The sequence below is a fragment of the Bradyrhizobium sp. 192 genome (assembly GCF_023100965.1).
GTDB classification, from domain to species: domain Bacteria; phylum Pseudomonadota; class Alphaproteobacteria; order Rhizobiales; family Xanthobacteraceae; genus Bradyrhizobium; species Bradyrhizobium symbiodeficiens.
In genome coordinates, this window is record NZ_CP064690.1 from 4,983,463 (window position 1) to 5,006,076 (window position 22,614).

Sequence of the window (22,614 nt, forward strand, 5' to 3'; positions counted from 1 at the left end):
CGACCCGCGCATATCACAATCCTGCAATGCCTCCTCCCCATTGACGCCCCATTCGGGAGCATCAATGGATGTGTCAATGCGACTCAAGATGATGCGGCGGCAGTGCTTGGGTTCAGTAGCAAACTCGAGGGGATGGCTATGACCGAAGACGAAGAACGCAAAGCCCGTGAGCGCGACGAGATCGCCGCCCGTGTCGCCGCCTTCCGTGCCACGCAGGAAAAATTCAAACGCGAGCGCGATGAGTATTTCGTGTCGACCTTGGAGAACGCCCGCAAGGTCGAACGGCCCTCGCTCTGGCCGTAACACGCCTCCCGATCAATGCGCATGAAAAAAGCCCGGAGCATCGCTCCGGGCTTTTCGTTTGAGAATGGCTACCAATGGCGCCAATGGTGATGGTGCCGGTAGTACGGTCCGCCGCCGTAATAGGCGTAGGGTCCCGGTCCGTAGTAGCCGGGGCCGCCATAATAACCGTAGCGGGGGCCATATCCGTATCCGTAGGGCTGCGACGCTGCGACGGCGCCCGCGGTGATCGCGCCGGCCGCAAGGCCGAATGCGAGGCCCGGGCCGATGCCGCGCCCGCGCGCTTCGGCAGGCGCAGGGGCCGCGATCGCGGTGACACCGACGGCTGCAACCGTGGCCAGGACTGCCAGTGTTTTCTTCATGCTTCTCCTCCTTCGCGTCTTGCTGAGATAACGACGAGCGCGGGCGATGGTTGCGCAACGGCGCGGAAGCGGGCGCGACAAAAACATTCGATACAGCCGGAACCAAATCGCCGGCCGCGGATTGCCTCGTCAAGTGCGTGAGCCTCCGCTATCCGGTTGAGGCGACGGCACCGAGACCCCGTCAGCATCTTCGCGATGCCGGCGGGGTTTTCAGTTTCACGGGAGCAGATGGCAGCAGACGAAGATTGCTGCCAGCGGGGCGAACGACCGAGGAGGAGAGTTTGCCGTTATCCGCTTTGCTGGCCCGTATCCGCAGGCTGGTTCCCCGATCCGACGATCGGCACTACGACGAGATCGTTCGCAACTTCGGCGTCGGCACGCTGCACCCGCCGCCGACGCCGATGAGCGATGGCGAGCTGGCGCGATCGCCGAGTTCCTGAAACAACAGCCGTCGAGCGAATCCGTCGCGACCCTCGGCCGCCGGCTCGACCCCTCCTCTCCGCTTTGAGTTCTCTTTGCGTTTTCGGACAGGAGCATGAAACCAGAATTGCGCGCGGCCGTTGATGCCGACTTCATGCAAATCGGAAGAGGCCAACATGCCCGTGTGGCTGGAAGTATTGCTCAATTTGTCCGGCTATGCCGGCTTCGTGGCGCTCGCCTCGCACGGCGGAGCATCAGCCTCCGTGCGTACCGACGAGCATATTTGTGGCGACGGGCGCTAGCGGGCGTGTCGCGCTCTAGTTGGCGTGCGCTGGCTGGCCCGCCGTGCGTACCAGCCGGTCGGCCTTGACCGCGACGCGCGTGTCCTCGAACTGCGGCCGCAGCGAGAAGCTGATCAGCACGAAAGCGAGACAGAACAGCGTGCCGACGATCGCGACGCGCCGGTAGGTGTGGCGGTCGCCCTGGTAAAAGGACGGCTCTGAAAAAGGCGTCATGGCAAAATTGCTTCTTGGCAAAGGTCGTTTCTTGCTTGTCCTTGCCAGACACCTACCGCAACGAGCGCCAGGCGCAACGCGATTGGGCTTTTAACCTAACCGAATAGGGTTATCGGTTTCGGCGCAAACTCTCGTTAGGAATTGATGGAAGTCTCCCATCGATGAGCAGCGATGGGTCTTGCGTGAAGCTGAGACCTGCCGCGCTCCACCCGACCGGCTTTGTTCCAGCTTCGACACCATTTCGTTCTCGAAGAACGAATCGGAATCGAAGAAATCGGCGCGGAGCAGGTCTTAACAAAGCGTGCGTGCGCGACGATCCGATCACGTCGCGTCGGGAGACGATGCATCGGGAGATTTCGATCCCGGTGGCGGCACTTGCGGCACCGACGGCTTGCCTTTGCGCAAGCGCGGGTGCCGATCGTACCAGAACACTTTCGCGATCTCGGCGAGAAACCAGCACGCATTCATGTCGCTCTCCCTCGCCTCACGGCTTACGGAGGAGGCGAGGACGCGACTGTGCGAAGCATCACGCTGTCTCGTTATGATACGTGCGGCAACATCGCCGCCGGCAGGCACAACATGTTCTGCATCCGACTCCATTTCGTTCTCGAAGAACGAATCGGAGTCGGAAAAATCAGCGCGAATCGATTCCTAACGATCGATGAAAGCGCGCGGCGCGATCTCCTGAGCGGCGGCACTCGGCACAATCTTCGGCGGCAGGAATTTCGAGACGACCGCGAACACGATGACGATCTCACGGCAAGGTTCGCATCGAAAGCTGTTGGTGGAAGTCGCCATCATCGGCTTGGCGCATCGCGGGCATGTCATGCAGGCCGAACGCTGACGGCACATCTTCGTTCCTGAAGCATCAGCGGCGAATGCTTGCGCCGCAGCGCCGCCCCACCAAGGCGACCTTCAAAATGCTCGCCCCGTTGCGGATGCGACAACCGTCCGATCAAGCGCGAGCGGTCCGATTGAGGCCGCACTTGCCGTGTGCCCGATGTCGTCGGCGTCCACCGGCGCAGGTCAAGCCGCCCGCTTCGCTCTGCTCTTCTCCGAAAAGCATTCCAGGATCTGGATGCGCAGCTCTTCCGCTGCCGGGCCCTCGAGCTTCCGGAGCTCGTTCCAGAGCCTGATCACTTCGCGCTGCTTTTCGACGGTCATGAGTCACCTCCCAAGCGGTCCTAAGGTGGCTCACTAGAACAAAATAGGAACAAAAAGTCTAGTCCCCGGCGCGCGATTTCCCGGCATGTCGCATTGAACCTTTTCAACGCCCCGTGGACCCATGGAAGCTGGGGATTTCAGCGCCCAGTCATATCGCAGCGCCGCGGTGGACGAACATATTCCGTCATCGCGGCGCTGTTGCTTTTTGGGTTTTCAACTTTAAGTTAGGAATAAGGCTGGCGGCCAAGCGCTGAAAATCCCAACGCCGTCAGCCCGAAGAGCCCCGTGCGAAAGCGCGGGGTTTTTCTTTCGAGCCGTGTCGGGCTGGAATGGCGCGGCGGGCTCTGTGGTTCGTCCCGATCGTCATGGTGATGTTCGGGACCGCAATCGCCGAGCACCGTCTTGTCTTCAGTCCTCGCGTTGCGGCATCACCCGGCCGCAACGATATCGCCGGCGCCTTAGACGGCGTCCTTGGCGACCTTCAGCGGCGAAGCCTTCACCGACTTGCTGGCGGGCTTGGCCGCGAACTGCATCGGCTCCTTGGTGAAGGGATTGACGCCCATGCGGGCTTCGGTCGCCGGCTTGTTCACGACCGACATCTTCGCGAAGCCGGGAATGACGAACTCACCGGACTCGTTGAGCTCCTTGTAGCCGACCGTGGCCATGTACTCGATCACAGACTTCACGTCGTTCTTCGAAAGTTGCGTGCCCTCGGCAATTGCATCAATCAATTGGGTCTTCGTCATCTTCGCCATGTCTGAATTCCTTTGAAGGGGTGCGCGCGAATACTCTGTTGTGACGCGGCCGGACCGCGGAGGCGCGCTTCTGATTCATGCCCGAGGTCATGAAGTGACGGGCTTAGAGCCTATCAAGGGCAAAAACGCAAGCAGGGCTTCTGCGGGGTTCCCGACTTCCTGTGCAAGGTGCCGCAGGGACACGCAATTTCCCTTTGAACCATTTTGCAGCTGGCGCGTCATATCATTGAAGTCCCCAAGCTTCACCCCACCAGAAAGCCCCGCTTCCCCCAGGCGGGGTTTTCGCTTTTGGGTCATGGCAGAACGCTCCTTCTGCCTATAATGGTCTGAAGGTTTTCCAAGGGGTGTTCATGAAGGTCGCTATCGTCATCGCAGGCTTGATCGTCGTTGCCGTCGCAGCCCTCGTTGCGATCCAGCCCAGCTTCCTGAAGCCTGCCTCCCTCGCCCTGGTGAAGAAGTCCGACATCTTCGGCTTCTCGCCCGGAATGACATTCGACGAGACCAGCAAGCTCGTCAGTCAACGCCGCTATCTCTGCCGCCGAGGCCACGACTCCTACACCTTCGACTGCGACATCAACGGCGCCAAGGTTTCGGTCGACAGCGACGAGACCGACGCCAGGCACAAAATCTGGCGAGTCAAGGCGGAGTTGAACAATCCGGGGGCACAGGACGCTACCGTCAAATCGATCTCCGACCAGTTCAACGCGGAAGCCATCAGGGAGCGCGAGGGATGGACATGGATCGTCGGCCGCGGGCTCAAGCTGAGCTATGACGGCCTCGCCTTGAACCTCGTCGACGAGGCCGCCGAGGCGCGGCTTCGCAACAAGGAAGTAAAGCGCTAGAGCCTGAAGTCACCTCGTCGTGAAACCTGTGGCCCGGCACGCCTTGTTGACACTTCAGTAACCCAACGCCGCCAAGCTCCATTCAGTCTCGTTGCGTTGGAGTAACCCCACAGTGCTGGATTTTGAAGAGCTGCGTGAACTCGCGGCTGATGTTCGTGTCTTCGTCGACGTCGCCGAGGACAAGGCCGAAGCGCTCAGAGCCGTCATCGCGGCCTATGACGTGGTGCTGGCGATCTTCCCCACCGAGGAAGGCATGGGCCTTCATGTCATCAAGGGCAGCCAGATCCTGGACACGATTGCAAACTCGAGGACGCATGCGGTCTACAGCCATACGGCGATCGCAGTCCCCGACCTGCAACACGCCCAGGCGCTCAAGCTGCTGACGGCCCCGGTCGAGCAACGGATTGCGGCCTAAGCTGCATCGCAAGAAAGCTAGCCGCCGTCTTCCTCGTACGAACGCGAAACGCGTTCGCACGCGGATTTCGCATCAACGACATCTCAGCGCGATGACGATTCATCCTCATCGCATTGCGCCCGAGCTGGAACCCTCTTCAGAAATAACTTTCTCCTCGATCGCCCGATTTAGGAACAGGACTTCAGCCCTCCAGTTGGTTCATGCAAACAACAGGAGTTCACAATGAAGAAGTTCATGATCGCTACCGCCGCCCTTGGTCTGATGTGCGGCTCGGCTTTTGCGCAGAGCGGAACCGGTCCTGCGCCGCAGTCCGACAACATGCAGAAACCCGGCATGACCAACACGGACAAGGGCTCGATGCACAACAGCACGACCGGCATGAGCAATGACGGCATGAACAAGGGTGGAATGGTGAAGCCCGACGCCTCCGGCCAGGGCGGCTCAGGCCCGGGCAGCGACCAGGGCGGCACGAAGACCCGCAGCAACATGAAGTAAGCCGGCGTTCTGCCCGGCTCACGTTCCGGCCGCGTCGTTCTCCACAGAACGGCGCGGTCGTCTCATGCCGACGCTTCAGACGGCGTTGCCGTTCGAGTCGCGAGACAAGGCAACCGCATCCCAGGATCGACGAGGCGAGAAGCTCGCCTGTCGCGATGCCTTTCGACCCGCGCTCGTCAGTGCCCCAACAACAAGACCGCAAAACCGATCACGATACAGCCAAGGCCGAAGATCGCGGTCACGATCTCGACGACGTTTTCCAGGCCGAAGAACCTGACGATTGCGCTCCATACGGCAGACAGGAGCATATCCACGATAGCGCTGATCAAGGCCTGGAGCATACGAATGAGTCGCGCCTGTCCTCACCGGAGTTCAGTGACATCGGATTAAATACGTCCGCGGGTCACTACCAGGTGTTGGGATCGTCAACCGCATGTACAGGCGATCACGCAAAACCCTTGCGGTAGCTGCGCACGATCGTAAGCCGGTATTCTTCTGCGGACGAAGCCGCCCTTGCCGGCTTTTCCAGCTTGGTGCTTTTGCTTTGGCATCCTACGAGCTCATCGCGTTTTTCTCGTTTTGCGATGTTGTCCTGAGCCCTTGTCTCCAACGACTCCCCGGCTTCGGGGCATTGCTTGTTGTCTCCGCGAGCAATCGAATGACGCAACGCGTTGAGCGTTCTGGCAATTCGTAATTCCGTAATTGGGGTCGATCCCCACGCCATGATGACCGCCCGCCCTTGCGCTTGTCATTCGATTGAATTACATTGCCGTCGAGGATCCCAGGAGGCGCCTATGGCCGCAAATGCCCTTGTCCAGACCCGCATCGACGCGAAAGTCCGTGATCGCGCATCTGCTGTGCTTGAGGGTATGGGGCTGACGGTATCGGACGCGGTACGCATCCTGCTGACCCGGACCGCCAACGAGGGCGCGCTGCCGCTCGAACTCGTCACGAACAGCAAGGCTCACGACGCCTGGTTTCGCGCGAAGGTTCTGGAAGCGTTGAACGACACACGGCCCGATACCTCTGACGAACAGGCCGAGGCGCATTTCGCCGAGCGGCGCGCGGCGGCCCGACGCAGAACGGATGAACTGGAGTCGTGAAGCTCGTCTGGTCTGCCTTCGCGATGTCGGACCGCGACGGCATCTTCACTCACATCGAGGCCGAAAATCCTCGGGCGGCCATCGCGCTCGACGAACGGATCGCCGCGGCTGCGCGTCGACTTATCGAGTTTCCCGAGAGTGGGCGTGCAGGCATGTAGCCGGCACACGCGAGCTCGTCATTGTCGGCACACCGTATGTCGCTGCCTATACCGTAACGGAAAGCTTGATCCGGATATTGCGCATCCTGCACGGCGCCCAGCAATGGCCCGATGAGCTTCCGGAAGATTGAGTCTAGAGCGAGCCGTATAGGCTCCGACCCTGTCACCGTAACACGCGTAACATGAGTGCGTAGGATGGTTGAACGAAGCGAAACGGGATGCCACAAGCGGCGCACGATTCTGCATCAGATGGCGGCGTGGAAAGTAGACACGCAACAGTGCCAGGTGGTGAGGCGTAAGAGTGAGGTGGGGCTTAGCGGCCCAGAAGCTACTTAACGTCAAAGACCGTAAACCCTTTAGTGGGCTTAGCCACCAAGCCGGAGTAACGCCCGGCCCATCGGAATAGAGGCGCTACTGTCTAAAAGCTCGCAGGCCAGCCGCAAGGCGGGTTCTTTATGCGCGGTACTGTTCGAGCGTATCGCCCTTCAGCTTCGCCCACGCCGGCATCGTCCGACACCGCTCCAGGTGTTCTCACCGTCGCGATACTTCACAGGCCGCTTAGGACGCGCTGTGGGGGGCTTTGAGGTGACGAGCGCACCGACTTTCTCGACCTCCGCCAAAAGCTCTTTCTGGCGCGCGGCAACCTTGTCAGCGAGGGTCTGAGTGACCTTGTCTCTTAGTGCGGCGAGTTCTTCGATGGAAAGGGATTCGATTTGCATGGGAGCAATGAAGCTCGCGAACTGTTGAGAACGCAAAGGGCACATGAGTGCTTTTAGTCGCCCGCAATCCGCCCGCTATCCCTGCCCTTCTCTGCGATTTGCTGCTATTTAGTGCCCCGTCATACGCAAACGGGAAAAACAATCCCGAAACGTTCTCAAGGAGATAAGAAAAAATGCGATACCTCCACACCATGCTGCGCGTGCGCAATCTCGATGTCGCGCTGAAATTCTATGTCGATGCTTTCGGGCTGAAGGAGGTGCGGCGGATCGAGAACGACAAGGGGCGGTTCACACTGGTGTTCCTGTGCTCGTCGGACGATCTCGAGGCGCTGAAGAAGCAACCGCAAACGCGCGGCGCGCCGCTGGTCGAGCTGACCTGGAATTGGGACGAGGAGAAATATGGCGAGGACCGCTTCTTCGGCCATCTCGCCTACGAGGTCGACGACATCTACGCGACCTGCGAGAAGCTACAGAAGGCCGGCGTCACCATCAACCGCCCGCCGCGCGACGGCAACATGGCCTTCGTCCGCTCGCCGGATCTGCACTCAATCGAGCTGTTGCAGAAGGGCGAGCCGAAGCCGCCGCAGGAGCCCTGGGCATCGATGCCCAACACCGGCCATTGGTAGGCGCAAAACGCTGGAACAAGCCCTCGCCGCCCGCGTTCACTCTCCGACAATTCAATTGGAGGAGGACATCATGGGACGCGGAATTCTGTTGTGGATGCTGGGCGTGCCGATTCCGGTCATCATTCTGTTGTGGCTGTTCTTCGGCCGCTGAGCGACGGATTCGACTGGCCGGGTTGTTTTGCAACGAAGCTCCGCCTCGGGCGGAGCTTTTTGCATGAGGGCGCGCCGCAATCGCCCATCGCGCGTTTCAGGAAATTCCGCTATCACCCGCGCAAGCGACAAAGCCGCGGGGGAGACGCTTCATGCCGGACACCAAGCTCACGATCTGGGGCCGTGCCAATTCCGTCAACGTGCAGAAGGTGCTGTGGTGCCTGACCGAGCTTGCTCTGCCCTATGAGCGCATCGACGCCGGCATGAGTTACGGCCGGACCCGCGAGACCGATTATCTCGCGATGAACCCCAATGCGCGGATCCCGACTCTGGTCGAGGGCGATTTCGTGCTGTGGGAGTCCAATTCCATCATGCGCTATCTCTGCCTCGCGCATGGCAGCGGCACGCCGATCTACCCGGAGGCGCCGAAGAGCCGCGCCTCCGTAGATCGCTGGCTCGACTGGACGCTGTCGACCGTGCAGCCGGTCGACCGCCCGGTGTTCTGGGGCATCGTGCGCACGGCGCCCGCCGAGCGCGACATGATCCAGGTGCAGCGCGATGCCGATGCCGCCGCCGAGGTCTGGGCGATCGCCGACCGCCTGCTCTCCTCGCGCCGCTTCATGGAGGGCGATGCGTTCACGCTCGCCGACATCGCGCTCGGCTCTTATGCGCGGCGCTGGCTCGGCGTCGAGGGCATCAGCCGGCCGGCCCAGCCGCATCTGACGCGCTGGCTCGCCGAGCTCGGCCAACGGCCCGGATTTGCGCAACATGTCGCACCGCCGATGTCGTGAGCCGGCAGCGCTGTGCAAGCTGCAGTGGGAACGCGATAAATCCGCCTTTTGGCGCAATCTCCGGCGTAACCTCAGCACTTGACGGCTACTGTGCATGGGGTTGTTTTCGCGTTTTTTGTTTTGGCTCAGCGCCAGCCCCGCTCGACCAGCAGCACGCAGCCAATCAGCACCAAGGTCACCACAGCGGTCGCCAGCCGTGCCGTCCAGCTCAGGCCGCGGCCGACCCACCACAGCAGCGCGCAATACATCAGCACGGGGACGACGAGGTCGAGGCGCAGCAGATCCTGAGGCATCGGCTCTAGCGCCTCACGGTGGTGTCGATGCTGATCGAGCCGCCGATCTTCACGCAGGTGCCGGTGCCCTCGACCATGACGAAGCGCGGACCGTAATTGGCGCAGGAGCCGGCTTGGGCCTTCCCGGCCGCGCCCTTCAGCGGCAGCGCCTTGCCGGCCTGCGGCCGCTCATTGGGCGGAAGACGAAGGGCCTCCGTCGCCACGGCGGGTGTGGCCAGCAACGAGATCAGGGTGAGGAGCGGCGCGCGCATGACCGCGTTCTAGCCCGGAGCTGCGCCGCGCGCCATCGGGGCGGCCGCGGCTGCGATCAGATGAACTTGATGCCGGCGGATTTGCCGCGGCGCCACACCACCTGGCAGCTCCGCCCGGTGCGCGCATCGCGTGCGAAGGCGAGCCGAATCACGCCAGGGAGCTGGCTCGCGTCCTCGTCCAGCGTGATCTTCGCGCCGGAATCCGAGATGTCCTGAACCAGGCACTGCCGCGCGGCGAAGCCGCCGTCGAGCGTGATCCAGGCTTGCCGCGACAGCAGCTTGCGGGCTGCGCGCTTTTTCGGCGGTGGCATTGGAAATCTCCCCTCCCAGCGCTACGCAGGGAACCCTAAGAAACCGTTGCGTTTGCCTCCGAATGATCCGGGTCCGGCGCTGTCCACTGCCGGTGAAAAGACCGTTCCTGAACGGCTTGCCCGGAGCCAGAAAGGCAACTATACGTTCGCCCGCTGCAAGCCGCCGGGCCCTGTTCGGCCGGCCAGTGGCCATGCCGGCAAAATCGGCGGGGCCCTGCGTTTGCTCCCTTCGTCTATCGGTTAGGACGCCACCCTTTCACGGTGGAGAGAGCGGTTCGATTCCGCTAGGGAGCGCCAGGCAGCCCGGTTTCTCCCTCACCTTTGCTCCAGAAAGCTGCTTCGCACCTTCGCGCAGGCGAGCCCGACGGTATAGACGTGGGTCCCCTCGATCACGCAATGGTCCGGGTTGAGCGCCAACAGTCCGATCGAACTTTCGGCATCGAGCACCACTGCCGAGCGGACGATGATGCAGGGATAGTCCGCCCCGAGCTTGGCGTAGCTGTACGGTCGAAAGTTGTTCTTCAGGACGTGCGTATAGCCGTTGTGGTCCAGCAGCGGGACCCTGAAAGCGCTCGCATACGCCGCGGAAAACCTGTCCCGCATCGGCTGGTCGCCCCAGAGCTGCAGCGTCATGTCCCAGCCGTGATTCATGTCGTTCTCAGGCGCGCGCACGAACATGCCGGAGACGTTGGCGCAGGCGGGGCCTGCCGCGACCACGGCCTTCGAGAGCCGGGCCCCGATCGCGTTCAAGTGAGACGCCTGCAGCGCTGCGGCGCGGGCGTCGACCAGCGTCATCGCGCTCATGGCGGCACACAGGCCGCCCGCAAGCAGGCTGAGCGCGACCGGAGGGACAGCCGGGACCAGCCGTCGGACCTGCACCACGATCAGGACCAGCACACCGCCGGTCAGAACCCACGGCGCCATCATGTAATGCAGCGCATAATGCTTCGACGTCGCCACGAGATGGGCTGCATGGATGAGGACGGCGGCACCGAGCGTCAGGCTGACCGGATCGCGCCAGCTCCGGCGCCCGATCCACCAAGCCAGCGCCACGGCCGCCGCTGCGACGTACACGCCGAACACGAGCGGCGCGGCGTTGATGATCTCGGCCATGTTCGACCAGAACATTCCGAAATCAATGAAACCGGGCTCGCCCTCGCCGTAATTTCCCTTGTGGGTGGCGATTTGCACGAGCCATCCGAACCCGCGCGTGATCGTTCCCGGATTGAAGATCAGGCTGAAGCCAATGAAGCCGATCGCCCCGGTGACGGCGGCGGCGACGAACGCGCGCCTGTTTCGGAGCAGACACACGGCGAACAGCGCCTGCGGCAGATAGAGATATTTCGTCGAGAACCCGAGCGCAAAGATGGCCCCACATACGATGCCGAGACCCGTCGACGGCGGATGCGCATCGAGCGTGGCCTTGGTCACGATCGCCATGCCAAACAACGCGATCGCTGCCATCAGGCTTTCCGGCGCAAGCACCATCTGGAAGTGAAATGCGTCCGCGTTCACGAACGCGCCGGCCTGAAACAGCATCGCAGCGATCGCGGAGTGCGTCGCCCGGCCGACGATGATCCCGCCGGCCAGCAGCGCGGCCGTGAGCACCAGCGCCTCGCCGGCCCGCGCCGCCCATGTGATCGCGTCGTAACGTTCGAGCCCGAACGCGACGATGTCCTCGGCCCTGGCGAGCAGGGCCCAGCCCCGGACGATCAGTTCGACGAGCAGCGTCGTCGTCGTTCCCGGATGATCGAATTTCAACGAGCCGTATCCCGCCGCCGCCACCAGCCCGTTCATGGTGTACGCCGATTCCGGATCGACCTGGACGCCCCAGACGGCCTGGTAGGCCGAATAGAGCAGCGTCGCCGCCAGATACAGCGACGGCACGACGAGGATCAGCAGCGTTCTGATCCTTCCGCTCACACGCGCGTCGGGAAAGCAGCAATCGTCCGGCATCATCGTCGTCGAACCGTGGTTCACGCGCTTTAGATCGCCTTGATCTTGAGGAAGGCGAAAGCCACCATCTTCAGCAGCATCCAGCCATGGCGAAACCTGGAGATCTGGGTTTCGCCATACGTGCGCGCGGCATAGCGGATCGGGAGATCCACGGATTTCAGGTTGAGCTTCGATGCGCCGAAGATCAGGTCGAAGTCGCCGAACGGATCGAAATCACCGAAATAGGCCTTGCCGGCCTTCAGGCGCTGATAGTCGCTGCGGCGCAGGACCTTGGTGCCACACAGGGTGTCGGTATAGCGCTGATTGAGCAGCCAGGAGAATAGATAGGAAAATATCTTGTTGGCGATCAGATTGAGGAAGCGCATCGCGCCATCGTCCATGGGATAGACCAGGCGGGATCCATTGACGAACTCGCCCTTGCCCGCCAGCAGCGCCTCGACGAATTTCGGAATCTGCTCCGGCGGCATGGTGAGGTCGGCGTCGAGAATGATCAGCACGTCGCCGCGCGCCGCGTCGAACGCGGTGAAGACGGCGTCGGCCTTGCCCTTGCCGGGCTGGCGCATCACCTTGATGTCCTTGGACGGATACGCCTGCCTGACCCGCTCCATCTCCTCGAAGGTGCCGTCCTGGCTGTGGCCTTCGATGAAGATGATCTCGATGTCGCTGCAGAAGTCGGGAATTCGCAGGACCGCGGGCTCGATATTGCCGCGCTCGTTGCGCGCCGGGACGACGACTGTGGCCGAGGCGAACTCTTCCCTCGCCCTGCGGCTCGACCGTGCGACCAGATAATGCCGAAGCGCCAATTGGCGGATTCCCGGCAGCACGCTGACGAAACGATTGAGAAAACGCCCGAGCCCGAACATCCGCACCGGCGAGAGCACGCGCTGCTCCGACTTCACCGGATCGAAATCCGCAAGCCTGGCAAGGCTGCGCAGGTCGGACGGCGACAGCACGTTCTGGTCCGGGTGCGGCATCCGCAGGCCGACGAATTCGGCGAGTTTCAGCAGGGGGTACCACAGATGCGAGAAGTACCCGATCACCAGCCGCGTATCCCGCGTGCAGAACGGATGCAGCTGGGCGATGAACTTCTGACAATCCTCCATCGAACCGATCGTATCGAGGACGAGGATGTAGTCGAACGGACCTTGCAGCGCATCGAGCGTCGCGGGGTCCTCGACATCGCCTTCGACGAAAGTGAGACCGGCGTGGCGCTGCCGCGCGATCGCGATTTGTTTGCGACAGAAATCGACCCCGACACCGTGTGATGGCGCGAGACTCGCGAGCGTATCGCCAATGCCGCAGCCGATGTCGAGGACGCGACTTCCCGGCGGAATCAGGAACCGGAGATAGCGTTCATCCTCGTCGTGAAAAAAGCTGTTCTTCGCGCGCCATGCCACCCGGTCCGTGGCGATACGGTCGGCGTGATCGAGAATGCCTGCCTTCCGCGGCGACGGGCAGCCGGACGTTACGGTCACGTCCATGGCAGGACGCTGGTTTCATTGAGCCTGCCCGAACTGAAATTGACTGCAAAATCCAACACCGCGGCGCGCGACGCCGCAGCCACAAAAATAGACATCAATAGGGTCCCCCAGACCTGCCGGTACTCAAGCGCAACTGTGGGGCGAGATCAACAAGAAGATCATGACCAAGGATTGCCGCCGGACGCGGAGCACCTTCGGCAGGAACGCGAAATCACCCCCTGCGGATTGCTGAAATCCGCCGCCAACTCGCCCTCGGCCCTGGGCGATATCCGTCACCCCGCATGAACCTCCCCGGCCCTTGCCTCCGACCAACGTCCGGAAGGAACCGCCTCGCCCGCCGCGATGGCGTCACGGATTGAAGGATCTGGTTCGGCTCATGGAGCAGCGCAAGTCGACCCCGGAAGGCCACTCCGGCACCCCCGCGATGACGACCACGCCACCGGCATGGATGCCCCGTACGGCGCCATATTCGCCGGACCGGCGCGCCAAAATGCTGGAGCACCTGGCACGCGCCAGATCGCTTCCGCAGCCGCAGCCAGAATTTGCTCCGGCCGCACCTGGGCTGCCGGGCCGGAGCGCCAAGGATATTCTCGGCGATCTCATCGGCTACGCCGTCGTGTTCGGTATCCTCGCTTTGCTCTTCCAGTCGCGCATTCCGCTCTATCTCGGCGCGTTCGTCGTCCTGACCGACGCCGATCGCATCGAAAGCGCACTGGCTACGATCGGTATCCGCTTCGAGCCCGAAACGATCGGCCCCGACATCGTCAAGCGCTCCGCATTCTTGTTCGGCTGGTTCGCGTTGCTTGCCGCCTTGAAAGGCTCTGTCCCGGCCTGGCTCGCGCCATGGATGCCTTCCGCCGAGTCATGGTCTTTCATCGCCGGTATCGCACTCCTGCTCGCCATCGTCGAAGCACTCACGGCGCTGGCGATGCGGCGTGCATTGCCGCCGCTGGGATTGGAGATCAGCCGGAACGGCCTGACATGGACGACGATCCAGCTCGTCCTGGCCGTGGGCACGCTGGCTTTGCTGGTGCTGTTCGGATTTCTCTAGGTGCCGCAGCGCCTCGTTGCTTCACTGAGCTACCGAGCCCTCAATAACGAGTTTGTGAGACGGCCTGAAGCCTAACGGGTCTTTTTGCCGCGTATTCCGCTACGCCACCGAGGCGCGCGTTTACTGGAAATTTACCCCTGCTCCTGAGCGCCGGTATCATTTGCTTAGAATATGGCCTCTACCGTGGAATTACGGAAATAATCCGAAACACGATTGGCCCGCATGTCCGTCGCAGAGTTCCTCAGGCAACGAGCAGTGGAAGTCACGGTCAGCGGCAGCTACTCGCTGTCCCGCTGGTACGATTGCGAGGGCAAGCTGCGCAGCTTCGCCTGCCGCACCAAACGCGTTTCGCCCTTCCGGATGATCGTGGACGTGCCTGTCGTCGGCAAGGTCGGAGAGCGCCTCACCTCCTATTTCCAGGATTTCGGCGAATTTCAGTGCACGATCAGCGCGACGCTGAAGTCGGGTTTCCTGATGGAGCTCGACATGACGCGGGCGCGGCGAGCCTGGATGTCGGAAAAGCTCACCTGGCTCGAAAAAAAGCAGAAGGACGACAGCGTCAAGGAACTGCGGCGCGACGCACGTTTCGTTCCGCAGGTCTCGCACACCGTCCTGACGCTCGCCGATGGCCACACCTATTCCTGCTTCATCATCGACGTCTCCACGGCGGGGGTGGCGATCTCCTGCGAGTACGACCCACCGGTGGGAACCCCGCTTGCCGTCGGCGCCTGCGTCGGGCGGGTCATCCGCAAATTCGACAACGGCTTTGCGGTCAAATTCGCCGAAAAGCAGCCGCGGGACGACCTCGTCCGCCTCATCGTGCGCTCGCCGCTGCAGCAGTCGGCCTGAAGCCGGCCCGACCGATTTTAACCTTTTCTTAACTAAATACTGGAGATGGCATCGCTCGCGCGGTAAGGTGTGGCTCAGCACGTCCGCAATCACTGCGGGCCCCGAGTATCGGAAGTCCTGGAATGTCCATCGCCGACGCCGAGTTCGCCCTGGCAGAGATCGCGCCGAACGCGCCCGTTACGTCCAAACCGCAGCTTCCACCCGGCGTCGTCACCGAAGGACCGCTGGTTCAGGCCAAGCTGCGCGAGAGCTATCTCCTGCTCGGCATCCTCTATGTCGGCGCGGTCGCCGGCATCGTCTGGGCCGTGACGCAAGGCGTCGGCAAGGTCGAGCTGTTCACATTCGCCTGGATGTTCGCGCTGACGACATTCGGCATCGGCGCCGGCATGCACCGCCTGTTCGTCCATCGCAGCTTCCGCACCGGCCCGATCATGCGCGTGTTCTTCTGCGCCATCGCCCAGATGGCGATCCAGGGATCGATCGCGAAATGGGTCGCCAACCACCGCCGCCATCATCTCTACGCCGATGACGTCGGCGATCCCCACAGCCCGCAATTCGACGGCTTCGGCAATCGCTATGTCAGCGCGCTCAAGGGCTTTCTGCACGCCCAGGGCAGCTGGGTGTTCGACCAGGCGACCACCGACAACGAATACTACGCCAAGGACATCCTCGTCGATCCGATCGCGATGTTCTTCGTGCGCACGCGCTGGGTCTGGTACGGGATGTCCGCCGTCTTCATTCCCGGCGTGATCGGCTACACCTTCGGCGGCGTGCACGGCATGATCGGCTGCGTGCTGTTCTCCGGCCTGCTCCGCGCCTATCTGCTGATCCTCACCAGCCAGCTCACCGGCTCGGTCTGCCACGCCTACGGCTATCGCCGCTTCGAGGTCGAGGACGCCTCGACCAACGAATTCGTGACCACGATCCTCACCTTCGGCGAGGGTCTGCACAACAACCATCACCGCTTCCCGCGGGACGCCTACATCTCGCACGCTTGGTGGGAGATCGATCTCAACGGCCTGATCATCCTGGGCATGGAGAAGATCGGCCTCGTCCACGACGTCTTCCACGCCTCGCACCGTCAGCTGGAGCGGGCGGCCGAAGCAGAGGCAGCCTCGACGGCGCGCTGAATCGGCAGGCAGCGGCCACCGCCACGCCGTCTTGCCTCCGCATCGCTGCCCTATCGCGGCCCCATTGCGGGATCAGCTTTTGAACGTCCGTGCCTTGGGGCCGGACGTCATTTGCAGACTTGCGATCGGGGGACCGAATGGCAGTCACGCTTGATAAGATCACAGTCGACAAGATCACTTGGGACAGGGTCGGCCGGGTCACCGAGCCCGGACGCTACATGTACACGTTCGGCTGGCTCACCATCACCGCCGGCGATCTGGAGATCTGGAAGCTCTACCCGCAGGCCGCGTTCACGCTGCTGACGCAGCCGGGCGAGGCTGACGCATCCCTTGGCGAGGAATTCCATCTCGGCGCCTTTGACGTCGCTCCCGGGGCGCCGCCGCCGTTCACCACGCACTGAAGGCGGAAAACGCCGGCCGTTCCGGAACGGATGGCATGGGCGTTGCTTTATCAACGCCATGATACACATCCCCGCCGTGGACCAGGCCTTCCTGCTGTTGCTCATCGTCTTCTGCCTCGGCACGTGCCTCGTGCGCGTCTTTTGGGAGCTGGAGCAGACGCGGACGCGCCGGATCGCCTCACCGCCCCGTCAGGGACCAACGAAGCGCAGCTAGCTGGCCTCCCTCGCGCACGGCTGCGTGGTGAATCGAAGAAATTTGCGCACGTCCTTGATCCAGCTTGCCAATCGCATCCCGACCTCGGTCGGGCTGTCGTTGCCGCGGATGACGAACGGGTGCTGTCATGCGATTGATGACGCGTGTATTTTGTCCCCACGGGCGACTGCAGATGAACGGAAGCGATCACGTTCATTAAGCGAGCCGACAGCAAGGGCATGACAGATGGTCGCATCGGTCAATGTAGATAAGCGGATCAAGGGAACCTATTTTCGGCGCCGATGTACCTGATCGAAGCATTGCCCACCGTCATCGGAACGGCCGCCATCGCCCCGGCGCTGCTGATGCTGTGGCTTGTCATCGCCGCCGAAGAGCGCCCGGGCCCGCCGGCCCAGGTCTGGACCGCGTTCCTGTTAGGAGCGGCCAGCATTTCGCTGCTGGGCCTCGCCCGCGCGCCCTTCGCCAAGATGGTCGCAGCCCCCGATGACCCCTGGGCGGCCCTCGCCATGCATTCGATCTTCGGCGTCGCGCTGCCCGAGGAAGCCGTCAAGGTGATCGCCATCGTGGTGATCTCCTCGGCCAAGCGGCGGACCTTCGCCAATCCGATGGATACCGTGGTCTACGGTGCCGCGGTCGGCCTCGGCTTCGCCGCTTACGAGAACCTGGCTTATCTGGTTCAGCACGCCGAGATGTGGCGCTCGTTGGCTGCCTTGCGCAGCGTGCTGACCGTGCCGTTCCACGGCGCGCTCGGCATCATCGCGGGCGCTTACCTGACGATCGCGCGCGCCGGGACGGCGCTCGGCGCGAACCGCCACCATCGAGACTGGGCCCGCCTCTCCAGCCGCCTTCTGATGCTCGCCGGCCCGCTCGCGCTGCATTCGGCCTTCGACTTTCCGCTGCTGACCCTGCAAAGAATGCCCGACCTCGATCCGACACTCCGGATGTGGCTCGGCGCCGCCAGCCTCCTGATCGGCTTCAGCTCGATCGCCTTCGCGATCCGCCTGGTTCGGCGCGTCGCCCGCCACCACGCCCCCCGGACCGACGTCGCGCGGGAGCGGCTCAGCCAGCTCCGCCGGATGTGGGCGCTGCTGCTTGCCGGCGGCGGAGTCGGCTTTCTCGGCCTCGCCTTCGTGCTGACCTCGATCCATCACTGGCTCATCGACCCCGAGCGCAATCTGACACTGGCCCTGATCCCGATCGGTTTCGTCTCGATCCTGCTCGGCCTGGCGCTTCTGATTGCCACAACGGCGATCTATGTTCTCGGCCGCAACCGCATCCGCACCACCGCGGAAGGTTTTTCCTCGGCGCCCGGCGGCGGGTGAGCCGCGGGATGGCAAGCGCGCCGCACGCATACTAGATTGAGCGCTGACCTTTCGACCTGGAGCCTGCCGATGACGTCGCCCGAAGATTTTTCACGGCTGCAATCCATGATGGGCCGGACGGTCAAGGCCCACTGGAAGGCCTTCCTGTTCGAGGGCATCCTGCTCGTCATTCTCGGCGTCGCGGCGCTGATCCTGCCGCCGCTCGCCAGCCTTGCGATCGCGATCTTCCTCGGCTGGATGTTCCTGATCAGCGGTATCGGCGGGCTGATCGTGACTTATTGGGCGCGCAGCACGCCGGGATTCTGGTGGTCGCTGATTTCGGCTGCGCTTGCCGTGCTTGCCGGCCTGCTGCTGCTCGCCCGGCCGATGCAGGCCGTGCTGACGCTGACCATCGTGGTCGGCGCCTACTTCCTGGCCGAGGGCGTCGCCACCATCATGTACGCGCTGGAGCACCGCCGCGAGCTCAGCGGCCGCTGGTCGTGGCTTCTGATCTCGGGCCTCGTCGACATCGCGATCTCCTTCATGGTGATCACGGGACTGCCGAGCTCGGCGGAATGGGCCATCGGCGTCCTCGTCGGTATCAACCTCCTGTTCGGCGGCGCCAGCCTGATCGGCATGGCGCTGGCGGCGCGCAACAGCAACACCTGACCCGCCTCGGCACCTGCCGCGCCGATTGGGGGGTGACAATCCGCCGATGGCGCGCTATATGCCGCTCCATGATCACCGTCGCCACCAGCTATTTTTGGTACTTTAGCTACGACAGCTCGCTGGCGGCAGGAGGATCGCGCTCAATCTGAATATTGAAGCAAACGTCCGAACAAGCCGCCAGACCTGGCGGCTTTTTTATTGGCCGGCAGGTTCGAAACAAACAGGAGCCCGCCGTGCTGAGCACGACCGACGATCTTCGTATCCGCGAACTGAAAGAGCTGAGCACGCCGGAGGAGGTGATGCGGGAAGTCCCGCGCACGCTCACCGCGACGCGCGTGGTGATGGCCGCGCGCAACGCCATCCACGCCAATCTCGCCGGCCAGGACGACCGCCTGCTGGTCGTGGTCGGCCCCTGCTCGGTGCATGACTCCAAAGCCGCGCTCGAATATGCCGAGCGACTGGCGAGCTTGCGCGAAGAGCTCGCCGACCAGCTCGAAATCGTGATGCGGGTCTATTTCGAGAAGCCGCGCACCACCGTCGGCTGGAAGGGCCTGATCAACGATCCCGATCTGGACGGCAGCTTCGACATCAACAAGGGCCTTCGGCTGGCGCGCAACGTGCTGTCGGCGGTGAACAATCTCGGCCTGCCCGCCGGCACGGAATTCCTCGACATGACGACGCCGCAATACATCGCCGACCTCGTGTCCTGGGCCGCGATCGGCGCGCGCACGACCGAGAGCCAGATCCATCGCGAGCTGGCCTCGGGCCTGTCCTGTCCGGTCGGCTTCAAGAACGGCACCGACGGCAATGTGCGGATCGCGGCGGACGCGGTGAAGTCGGCCTCGCATCCGCATCACTTCATGGCGGTGACGAAACTCGGCCGCTCGGCGATCGCCTCGACCGCGGGCAACGAGGACTGCCACATCATCCTGCGCGGCGGCAGCAAGCCGAACTACGACGCGGCAAGCGTCGCGACCGCCTGCAACGAGCTGACCAAATCCGGCGTCGCACCGCTGGTGATGGTCGATGCGAGCCACGCCAATTCGAGCAAGAAGCCCGAGAACCAGCCGCTTGTGGCGGCCGACATCGCTGGCCAGATCTCAGGCGGCGAGAACCGTATCATGGGCGTGATGATCGAGAGCAATCTCGTTGCCGGCCGCCAGGACGTCGCGCCGGGCAAGCCGCTCGTCTACGGCCAGAGCATCACCGATGGCTGCATTGATTGGGCGGCCACCGCGACCGTGCTCGAGCAGCTCGCTGACGCGGTGGAGGTCCGGCGCAACCTCCGCGGTGCAGGCCTGCATGAGCGGTCGGCATAGGGATGACGTGACGAAGCGTCGGTCGCGGGCCCGTTATCAACCTCTCCCCGTCGGGGAGAGGTTGAGCCTCAGCAGCCGCGGCAGATGCTCTTGATCTTCTTGTCGAGCGCCTGATTTTCCTTGCTGAGCGGATCGTTCGGATCGCTCAAATTCTTCTCACTCGGCACGTCGCTGGCGCGCGGCTGACGATGACCGACGGGTGCAGGCGGCACAGAGCCCGCCGACGGCCCGGACGTGGCGCCGCCTGACGTTGATCCCTTGCTCCCGGTCTGCGCGACCGCCGCGCCACCGAGCAAGACCACGAGCGATGCCGCCACGATGATCTTCTTCATGTCTCTCCTCCATTCCTCAAACCAGCGTCGCCGCTTTCACCGCTCAGGTCTCGGGCGGATAGAGATGAACGTCGCCGCAATAATCGACGATACGATAGCGCGTTTCGGTGTCGGCATCACGCGCGTCAGGTGCGGTATTTTGCTCCGCCAACACGTAATTCGGTCCGACCGGCGACTTCCCGGCACCACCGGGAATATCGATGACATAGTCCGGCTGACAGAGCCCTGACACCCGCCCGCGCAACTGCCGCATCAGGTCCTGCCCCTCCGCCAGGGTCGTCCGCAGATGCGCGGTGCCCGGCGCGAGATCGCCGTGATGCAGATAATAGGGCTTGATCCGGCATTCGACGAAAGCTCGCATCAAATCCGACAGAGCGGCGATGTTGTCATTGACCCCGCGCAAAAGGACGGACTGGCTCACCAGCGGAATGCCGGAATCGACGAGCCGCGCGCAGGCGGCGCGCGCCGTTCCCGTCAATTCCCGCGCATGGTTGGCATGCACGGCCACCCAGGTGGTCGCACCCTCGACCTTGAGCGCCGCGACCATCTCGTCGCTGATCCGCGCGGGATCGGCCACCGGCAACCTCGTGTGAAGGCGGATGACCTTGACGTGATCGATCGCCGCGAGTTCGGTCATGATCTCGCCCATCCGCCGCGGCGACAGCATCAGGGGATCGCCACCGGTCAGGATCACTTCCCATATCTCGTGATGCGAACGGATGTAGTCGATCGCCGCGCGATAGGCGCTGTCCGACAGCGCATTCTCCTTGCCGGGGCCGACCATCTCGCGGCGGAAGCAGAAGCGGCAATAGACCGCGCAGACGTGAACCAGCTTGAACAACACGCGGTCGGGATAGCGGTGCACGATGCCGGATACCGGCGTGTGCGGATGATCTCCGATCGGATCGGCGTCCTCGCCCGGCTGCATCTCCAATTCGTCTGCACTCGGAACAAACTGACGGGCGATAGGATCGTCGGGGTCGGACGGATCGATCATTTCGACCAGCGCCGGCGTGATGGCCACGGCATAGCGTGCGGCAACGCGTTCGAGCGCCGGCAGCGCTGCTGCGGGCGCCAGACCTTCGGCGACCAGCTCAGCCGGCTCGCGCAGAGTGCGTGCAAGGTTCGTTTTCGTCATGTCTCGAAAGATGCTTCATTTGCAGGTGGCGTCCAGACCACCTGATCGATCCGCGATGCGCCGCTTGCCAGCATCACCAGCCGGTCGAGGCCGAGCGCCACACCGCTCGCCTCCGGCATTGCGGCGACTGCGGCCAGAAAGTCCTCGTCGAGCGGATAGGCTTCGCCGTAGCGGCGCTGCTTCTCCGTCATCGATTCCGTGAAGCGCTTTCGCAGCTCCCGGGCATCGGTCAGTTCCCCAAAGCCGTTGGCGAGCTCGACGCCGCAGGCGTAGACCTCGAAGCGCTCGGCAACCCTGGGATCCCCAGCCTTAACCCGCGCCAGCGCCGCCTCCGGAGATGGGTATTCGAACAAAACGGTCAAACGCCCCTGCCCCAGATGCGGCTCGACGTGCTCGACCAGAACCTTGCTGAAGATATCCGACCAGGTGTCGTCCCCGGCCACACGGACCTTGCCGCTGGCCGCCTCGGCCAGCGCAGCACGGTTACCCTCGCCGTCCCTGATTGTCGACAGCAGGTCGATGCCGGCGAACCGTTCGAAGGCGCCCGCGACCGTCAGGAGCTCGGGCTCGGCGAACGGATCGGCGGTCCGGCCGCGGAACGAGAAGGTCCCGATGCCGGTCGCCTGCGCGGCGCGGGCGATGACGACGACGCAATCGGCCATGATGGCGTCGTAGGAGGCGCCCGCCCGATACCATTCCAGCATGGTGAATTCGGGCAGATGCAAGTCGCCGCGCTCACGGTCCCGGAACACCCGGGCGAGCTCGAAAATCCGCGTCTCGCCCGCCGCCAGCAGCTTCTTGCAGGCGAATTCGGGCGAAGTCCGCAAATATCGGCTGGCCCGGCTGCCGTCCGGCCGCATGATCTCGGTCCGGGGGGCATGCAGATGGGTCTCGTTGCCCGGGGAGACCTGGAGGATGGAGGTTTCGACCTCCACGAACCCCTGCTCGGCAAAAAAGCCCCTGAGAGACCCGGTAATGGCCCCCCTGGCCTGCAGGAAGGGCCGGCGGTCGAGATGCCGCCCGGGCGACCAGAACGGTGAGATGGGCTTGTCCCCAGCCATTACCGGACCGCCCCAGGTCCGAGCAAAATGCTGGCATCTAGC

33 protein-coding genes, 1 tRNA gene and 1 pseudogene are annotated in these 22,614 nt (G+C 63.2%); 19 read left to right on the forward strand and 16 right to left on the reverse strand.

Annotation, left to right across the window (positions count from 1 at the left end; all coding sequences use genetic code 11):
- The first annotated feature begins 138 nt into the window (after positions 1-138).
- Positions 139-303 (forward strand): hypothetical protein, encoded by a 165-nt coding sequence (locus tag IVB24_RS22880; RefSeq protein ID WP_162848652.1) that lies wholly within the window; start codon positions 139-141, stop codon positions 301-303.
- A gap of 68 nt (positions 304-371) precedes the next feature.
- On the opposite strand, the gene IVB24_RS22885 is transcribed toward IVB24_RS22880, so the two are convergent.
- Positions 372-662: a hypothetical protein gene (locus tag IVB24_RS22885; protein WP_247769006.1), complete on the reverse strand. Its 291-nt coding sequence runs from the start codon at positions 660-662 to the stop codon at positions 372-374.
- A 50-nt stretch (positions 663-712) separates the two neighbouring features.
- Here IVB24_RS22885 and IVB24_RS22890 point away from each other — a divergent pair, with 50 nt between their 5' ends.
- Complete coding sequence (locus tag IVB24_RS22890) at positions 713-1,102, forward strand: hypothetical protein (RefSeq protein ID WP_247769008.1); 390 nt, start codon at positions 713-715, stop codon at positions 1,100-1,102.
- Between the two features lie 156 nt (positions 1,103-1,258).
- On the forward strand, positions 1,259-1,384 hold the full coding sequence (locus IVB24_RS40065) for a hypothetical protein (protein ID WP_256471481.1): 126 nt from the start codon (positions 1,259-1,261) through the stop codon (positions 1,382-1,384).
- Positions 1,385-1,399: 15 nt separating this feature from the next.
- Here the strand turns inward: IVB24_RS40065 and IVB24_RS22895 are convergent, their stop codons facing one another.
- From IVB24_RS22895 to IVB24_RS22915, 5 genes are all read right to left on the reverse strand, one after another.
- Positions 1,400-1,597, reverse strand: a complete 198-nt coding sequence (locus IVB24_RS22895) for a hypothetical protein (protein WP_094974265.1) — start codon at positions 1,595-1,597, stop codon at positions 1,400-1,402.
- Between the two features lie 321 nt (positions 1,598-1,918).
- Positions 1,919-2,065, reverse strand: a complete 147-nt coding sequence (locus IVB24_RS22900; protein WP_162848651.1) for a hypothetical protein — start codon at positions 2,063-2,065, stop codon at positions 1,919-1,921.
- Positions 2,066-2,248: 183 nt separating this feature from the next.
- Positions 2,249-2,398, reverse strand: coding sequence for a hypothetical protein (locus IVB24_RS22905; RefSeq protein ID WP_166469418.1), 150 nt, complete (start codon positions 2,396-2,398; stop codon positions 2,249-2,251).
- A gap of 225 nt (positions 2,399-2,623) precedes the next feature.
- Positions 2,624-2,761, reverse strand: coding sequence for a hypothetical protein (locus IVB24_RS22910; protein ID WP_162848650.1), 138 nt, complete (start codon positions 2,759-2,761; stop codon positions 2,624-2,626).
- Positions 2,762-3,219: 458 nt separating this feature from the next.
- The gene (locus tag IVB24_RS22915; RefSeq protein ID WP_094896974.1) at positions 3,220-3,516 is read right to left on the reverse strand and encodes an HU family DNA-binding protein; all 297 of its coding nucleotides are present in this window, start codon (positions 3,514-3,516) and stop codon (positions 3,220-3,222) included.
- A gap of 350 nt (positions 3,517-3,866) precedes the next feature.
- Between IVB24_RS22915 and IVB24_RS22920 the strand changes: the two genes are divergently transcribed.
- The 3 genes from IVB24_RS22920 to IVB24_RS22930 all read left to right on the forward strand — a co-directional run bounded on the left by IVB24_RS22920 (position 3,867) and on the right by IVB24_RS22930 (position 5,268).
- Positions 3,867-4,358, forward strand: coding sequence for a hypothetical protein (locus IVB24_RS22920; protein WP_247769010.1), 492 nt, complete (start codon positions 3,867-3,869; stop codon positions 4,356-4,358).
- A gap of 112 nt (positions 4,359-4,470) precedes the next feature.
- Positions 4,471-4,773: a hypothetical protein gene (locus tag IVB24_RS22925; RefSeq protein WP_094974268.1), complete on the forward strand. Its 303-nt coding sequence runs from the start codon at positions 4,471-4,473 to the stop codon at positions 4,771-4,773.
- A gap of 222 nt (positions 4,774-4,995) precedes the next feature.
- Positions 4,996-5,268, forward strand: a complete 273-nt coding sequence (locus tag IVB24_RS22930) for a hypothetical protein (RefSeq protein ID WP_247769012.1) — start codon at positions 4,996-4,998, stop codon at positions 5,266-5,268.
- A 176-nt stretch (positions 5,269-5,444) separates the two neighbouring features.
- On the opposite strand, the gene IVB24_RS22935 is transcribed toward IVB24_RS22930, so the two are convergent.
- Together IVB24_RS22935 and IVB24_RS22940 are read right to left on the reverse strand one after the other, a co-directional pair.
- Positions 5,445-5,609, reverse strand: a complete 165-nt coding sequence (locus IVB24_RS22935) for a hypothetical protein (RefSeq protein WP_247769013.1) — start codon at positions 5,607-5,609, stop codon at positions 5,445-5,447.
- Positions 5,610-5,713: 104 nt separating this feature from the next.
- A complete protein-coding gene (locus IVB24_RS22940; RefSeq protein WP_247769015.1) occupies positions 5,714-5,992 on the reverse strand; it encodes a hypothetical protein in 279 nt (92 codons plus the stop codon).
- Positions 5,993-6,062: 70 nt separating this feature from the next.
- Here IVB24_RS22940 and IVB24_RS22945 point away from each other — a divergent pair, with 70 nt between their 5' ends.
- The 4 genes and pseudogenes from IVB24_RS22945 (at position 6,063) to IVB24_RS22960 (ending at position 8,815) form a co-directional block, all read left to right on the forward strand.
- The gene (locus IVB24_RS22945; protein ID WP_140479520.1) at positions 6,063-6,371 is read left to right on the forward strand and encodes a type II toxin-antitoxin system RelB/DinJ family antitoxin; all 309 of its coding nucleotides are present in this window, start codon (positions 6,063-6,065) and stop codon (positions 6,369-6,371) included.
- Positions 6,368-6,660: pseudogene (locus IVB24_RS22950) on the forward strand (type II toxin-antitoxin system RelE/ParE family toxin). The gene IVB24_RS22945 and the pseudogene IVB24_RS22950 overlap by 4 nt, the downstream one beginning before the upstream one ends.
- Positions 6,661-7,421: 761 nt before the next feature.
- Positions 7,422-7,874, forward strand: a complete 453-nt coding sequence (locus IVB24_RS22955; protein ID WP_106950805.1) for a VOC family protein — start codon at positions 7,422-7,424, stop codon at positions 7,872-7,874.
- 302 nt (positions 7,875-8,176) lie between these two features.
- Positions 8,177-8,815 carry a glutathione S-transferase gene (locus IVB24_RS22960; RefSeq protein WP_247769017.1) on the forward strand — a complete coding sequence of 213 codons (639 nt, stop codon included), beginning with the start codon at positions 8,177-8,179 and terminating at the stop codon, positions 8,813-8,815.
- Between the two features lie 125 nt (positions 8,816-8,940).
- Here IVB24_RS22960 and IVB24_RS22965 read toward each other — a convergent pair whose 3' ends face one another.
- Genes IVB24_RS22965 through IVB24_RS22975 form a run of 3 tightly spaced genes read right to left on the reverse strand, consistent with a single transcriptional unit; the run spans position 8,941 to position 9,670 of the window.
- Entirely contained in the window at positions 8,941-9,108 is a 168-nt protein-coding gene (locus IVB24_RS22965) for a hypothetical protein (RefSeq protein ID WP_140479510.1), read from the reverse strand.
- A gap of 5 nt (positions 9,109-9,113) precedes the next feature.
- Complete coding sequence (locus IVB24_RS22970) at positions 9,114-9,359, reverse strand: hypothetical protein (RefSeq protein WP_094974273.1); 246 nt, start codon at positions 9,357-9,359, stop codon at positions 9,114-9,116.
- Between the two features lie 56 nt (positions 9,360-9,415).
- Complete coding sequence (locus IVB24_RS22975; RefSeq protein ID WP_094974274.1) at positions 9,416-9,670, reverse strand: PilZ domain-containing protein; 255 nt, start codon at positions 9,668-9,670, stop codon at positions 9,416-9,418.
- A 222-nt stretch (positions 9,671-9,892) separates the two neighbouring features.
- Between IVB24_RS22975 and IVB24_RS22980 the strand changes: the two genes are divergently transcribed.
- Positions 9,893-9,967: transfer RNA gene (locus IVB24_RS22980), tRNA-Glu, on the forward strand.
- Positions 9,968-9,985: 18 nt separating this feature from the next.
- Here IVB24_RS22980 and IVB24_RS22985 read toward each other — a convergent pair.
- A complete protein-coding gene (locus tag IVB24_RS22985) occupies positions 9,986-11,650 on the reverse strand; it encodes a hypothetical protein (RefSeq protein ID WP_247769019.1) in 1,665 nt (554 codons plus the stop codon).
- Positions 11,651-11,655: 5 nt separating this feature from the next.
- A complete protein-coding gene (locus IVB24_RS22990) occupies positions 11,656-13,107 on the reverse strand; it encodes a glycosyltransferase (protein WP_166469425.1) in 1,452 nt (483 codons plus the stop codon).
- 18 nt (positions 13,108-13,125) lie between these two features.
- On the opposite strand from IVB24_RS22990, the gene IVB24_RS22995 reads away from it, so the two are divergent.
- From IVB24_RS22995 to IVB24_RS23030, 8 genes are all read left to right on the forward strand, one after another.
- Complete coding sequence (locus IVB24_RS22995; protein WP_247769021.1) at positions 13,126-13,392, forward strand: hypothetical protein; 267 nt, start codon at positions 13,126-13,128, stop codon at positions 13,390-13,392.
- Between the two features lie 70 nt (positions 13,393-13,462).
- Positions 13,463-14,158, forward strand: coding sequence for a hypothetical protein (locus IVB24_RS23000; RefSeq protein ID WP_247769022.1), 696 nt, complete (start codon positions 13,463-13,465; stop codon positions 14,156-14,158).
- A 222-nt stretch (positions 14,159-14,380) separates the two neighbouring features.
- Positions 14,381-15,007, forward strand: a complete 627-nt coding sequence (locus IVB24_RS23005) for a PilZ domain-containing protein (protein WP_166469427.1) — start codon at positions 14,381-14,383, stop codon at positions 15,005-15,007.
- A gap of 122 nt (positions 15,008-15,129) precedes the next feature.
- Complete coding sequence (locus tag IVB24_RS23010) at positions 15,130-16,137, forward strand: acyl-CoA desaturase (RefSeq protein ID WP_247769024.1); 1,008 nt, start codon at positions 15,130-15,132, stop codon at positions 16,135-16,137.
- A gap of 137 nt (positions 16,138-16,274) precedes the next feature.
- The gene (locus tag IVB24_RS23015; RefSeq protein ID WP_166469428.1) at positions 16,275-16,538 is read left to right on the forward strand and encodes a hypothetical protein; all 264 of its coding nucleotides are present in this window, start codon (positions 16,275-16,277) and stop codon (positions 16,536-16,538) included.
- Between the two features lie 495 nt (positions 16,539-17,033).
- The gene (locus IVB24_RS23020) at positions 17,034-18,074 is read left to right on the forward strand and encodes a PrsW family glutamic-type intramembrane protease (RefSeq protein ID WP_094974279.1); all 1,041 of its coding nucleotides are present in this window, start codon (positions 17,034-17,036) and stop codon (positions 18,072-18,074) included.
- A gap of 69 nt (positions 18,075-18,143) precedes the next feature.
- Positions 18,144-18,722 (forward strand): HdeD family acid-resistance protein, encoded by a 579-nt coding sequence (locus tag IVB24_RS23025; RefSeq protein ID WP_094974280.1) that lies wholly within the window; start codon positions 18,144-18,146, stop codon positions 18,720-18,722.
- Between the two features lie 233 nt (positions 18,723-18,955).
- Complete coding sequence (locus IVB24_RS23030) at positions 18,956-20,041, forward strand: 3-deoxy-7-phosphoheptulonate synthase (RefSeq protein WP_276578211.1); 1,086 nt, start codon at positions 18,956-18,958, stop codon at positions 20,039-20,041.
- Positions 20,042-20,109: 68 nt separating this feature from the next.
- Here IVB24_RS23030 and IVB24_RS23035 read toward each other — a convergent pair whose 3' ends face one another.
- From IVB24_RS23035 to epmA, 3 genes are read right to left on the reverse strand one after another with little or no spacing between them, the layout of a single operon-like run.
- Complete coding sequence (locus tag IVB24_RS23035; RefSeq protein WP_094974282.1) at positions 20,110-20,373, reverse strand: hypothetical protein; 264 nt, start codon at positions 20,371-20,373, stop codon at positions 20,110-20,112.
- A 43-nt stretch (positions 20,374-20,416) separates the two neighbouring features.
- A complete protein-coding gene (locus IVB24_RS23040; RefSeq protein WP_247769026.1) occupies positions 20,417-21,511 on the reverse strand; it encodes a lysine-2,3-aminomutase-like protein in 1,095 nt (364 codons plus the stop codon).
- Positions 21,508-22,572: an EF-P lysine aminoacylase EpmA gene (gene epmA, locus IVB24_RS23045; protein ID WP_094974284.1), complete on the reverse strand. Its 1,065-nt coding sequence runs from the start codon at positions 22,570-22,572 to the stop codon at positions 21,508-21,510. Before epmA ends, IVB24_RS23040 begins: the two co-directional genes overlap by 4 nt.
- Between the last annotated feature and the right edge of the window lie 42 nt (positions 22,573-22,614).

Excerpts from the sequence above, each read along its gene's own strand:
- IVB24_RS22990 (WP_166469425.1), bottom strand. The coding sequence starts at position 13,107 with ATGGACGTGACCGTAACGTCCGGCTGCCCGTCGCCGCGGAAGGCAGGC.
- IVB24_RS22920 (WP_247769010.1), top strand. The coding sequence starts at position 3,867 with ATGAAGGTCGCTATCGTCATCGCAGGCTTGATCGTCGTTGCCGTCGCA.
- IVB24_RS22970 (WP_094974273.1), bottom strand. The coding sequence starts at position 9,359 with ATGCGCGCGCCGCTCCTCACCCTGATCTCGTTGCTGGCCACACCCGCC.
- IVB24_RS23015 (WP_166469428.1), top strand. The coding sequence starts at position 16,275 with ATGGCAGTCACGCTTGATAAGATCACAGTCGACAAGATCACTTGGGAC.
- IVB24_RS22905 (WP_166469418.1), bottom strand. The coding sequence starts at position 2,398 with ATGATGGCGACTTCCACCAACAGCTTTCGATGCGAACCTTGCCGTGAG.
- IVB24_RS22880 (WP_162848652.1), top strand. The coding sequence starts at position 139 with ATGACCGAAGACGAAGAACGCAAAGCCCGTGAGCGCGACGAGATCGCC.
- IVB24_RS22940 (WP_247769015.1), bottom strand. The coding sequence starts at position 5,992 with ATGGCGTGGGGATCGACCCCAATTACGGAATTACGAATTGCCAGAACG.
- IVB24_RS22915 (WP_094896974.1), bottom strand. The coding sequence starts at position 3,516 with ATGGCGAAGATGACGAAGACCCAATTGATTGATGCAATTGCCGAGGGC.
- IVB24_RS22945 (WP_140479520.1), top strand. The coding sequence starts at position 6,063 with ATGGCCGCAAATGCCCTTGTCCAGACCCGCATCGACGCGAAAGTCCGT.
- IVB24_RS23025 (WP_094974280.1), top strand. The coding sequence starts at position 18,144 with ATGACGTCGCCCGAAGATTTTTCACGGCTGCAATCCATGATGGGCCGG.
- IVB24_RS22960 (WP_247769017.1), top strand. The coding sequence starts at position 8,177 with ATGCCGGACACCAAGCTCACGATCTGGGGCCGTGCCAATTCCGTCAAC.
- IVB24_RS22885 (WP_247769006.1), bottom strand. The coding sequence starts at position 662 with ATGAAGAAAACACTGGCAGTCCTGGCCACGGTTGCAGCCGTCGGTGTC.
- IVB24_RS22955 (WP_106950805.1), top strand. The coding sequence starts at position 7,422 with ATGCGATACCTCCACACCATGCTGCGCGTGCGCAATCTCGATGTCGCG.
- IVB24_RS22975 (WP_094974274.1), bottom strand. The coding sequence starts at position 9,670 with ATGCCACCGCCGAAAAAGCGCGCAGCCCGCAAGCTGCTGTCGCGGCAA.
- IVB24_RS23005 (WP_166469427.1), top strand. The coding sequence starts at position 14,381 with ATGTCCGTCGCAGAGTTCCTCAGGCAACGAGCAGTGGAAGTCACGGTC.
- IVB24_RS22935 (WP_247769013.1), bottom strand. The coding sequence starts at position 5,609 with ATGCTCCAGGCCTTGATCAGCGCTATCGTGGATATGCTCCTGTCTGCC.
- IVB24_RS22895 (WP_094974265.1), bottom strand. The coding sequence starts at position 1,597 with ATGACGCCTTTTTCAGAGCCGTCCTTTTACCAGGGCGACCGCCACACC.
- IVB24_RS22965 (WP_140479510.1), bottom strand. The coding sequence starts at position 9,108 with ATGCCTCAGGATCTGCTGCGCCTCGACCTCGTCGTCCCCGTGCTGATG.
- IVB24_RS23040 (WP_247769026.1), bottom strand. The coding sequence starts at position 21,511 with ATGACGAAAACGAACCTTGCACGCACTCTGCGCGAGCCGGCTGAGCTG.
- IVB24_RS40065 (WP_256471481.1), top strand. The coding sequence starts at position 1,259 with ATGCCCGTGTGGCTGGAAGTATTGCTCAATTTGTCCGGCTATGCCGGC.
- IVB24_RS23010 (WP_247769024.1), top strand. The coding sequence starts at position 15,130 with ATGTCCATCGCCGACGCCGAGTTCGCCCTGGCAGAGATCGCGCCGAAC.
- IVB24_RS23035 (WP_094974282.1), bottom strand. The coding sequence starts at position 20,373 with ATGAAGAAGATCATCGTGGCGGCATCGCTCGTGGTCTTGCTCGGTGGC.
- IVB24_RS23020 (WP_094974279.1), top strand. The coding sequence starts at position 17,034 with ATGTACCTGATCGAAGCATTGCCCACCGTCATCGGAACGGCCGCCATC.
- epmA (WP_094974284.1), bottom strand. The coding sequence starts at position 22,572 with ATGGCTGGGGACAAGCCCATCTCACCGTTCTGGTCGCCCGGGCGGCAT.
- IVB24_RS22930 (WP_247769012.1), top strand. The coding sequence starts at position 4,996 with ATGAAGAAGTTCATGATCGCTACCGCCGCCCTTGGTCTGATGTGCGGC.
- IVB24_RS22910 (WP_162848650.1), bottom strand. The coding sequence starts at position 2,761 with ATGACCGTCGAAAAGCAGCGCGAAGTGATCAGGCTCTGGAACGAGCTC.
- IVB24_RS22900 (WP_162848651.1), bottom strand. The coding sequence starts at position 2,065 with ATGAATGCGTGCTGGTTTCTCGCCGAGATCGCGAAAGTGTTCTGGTAC.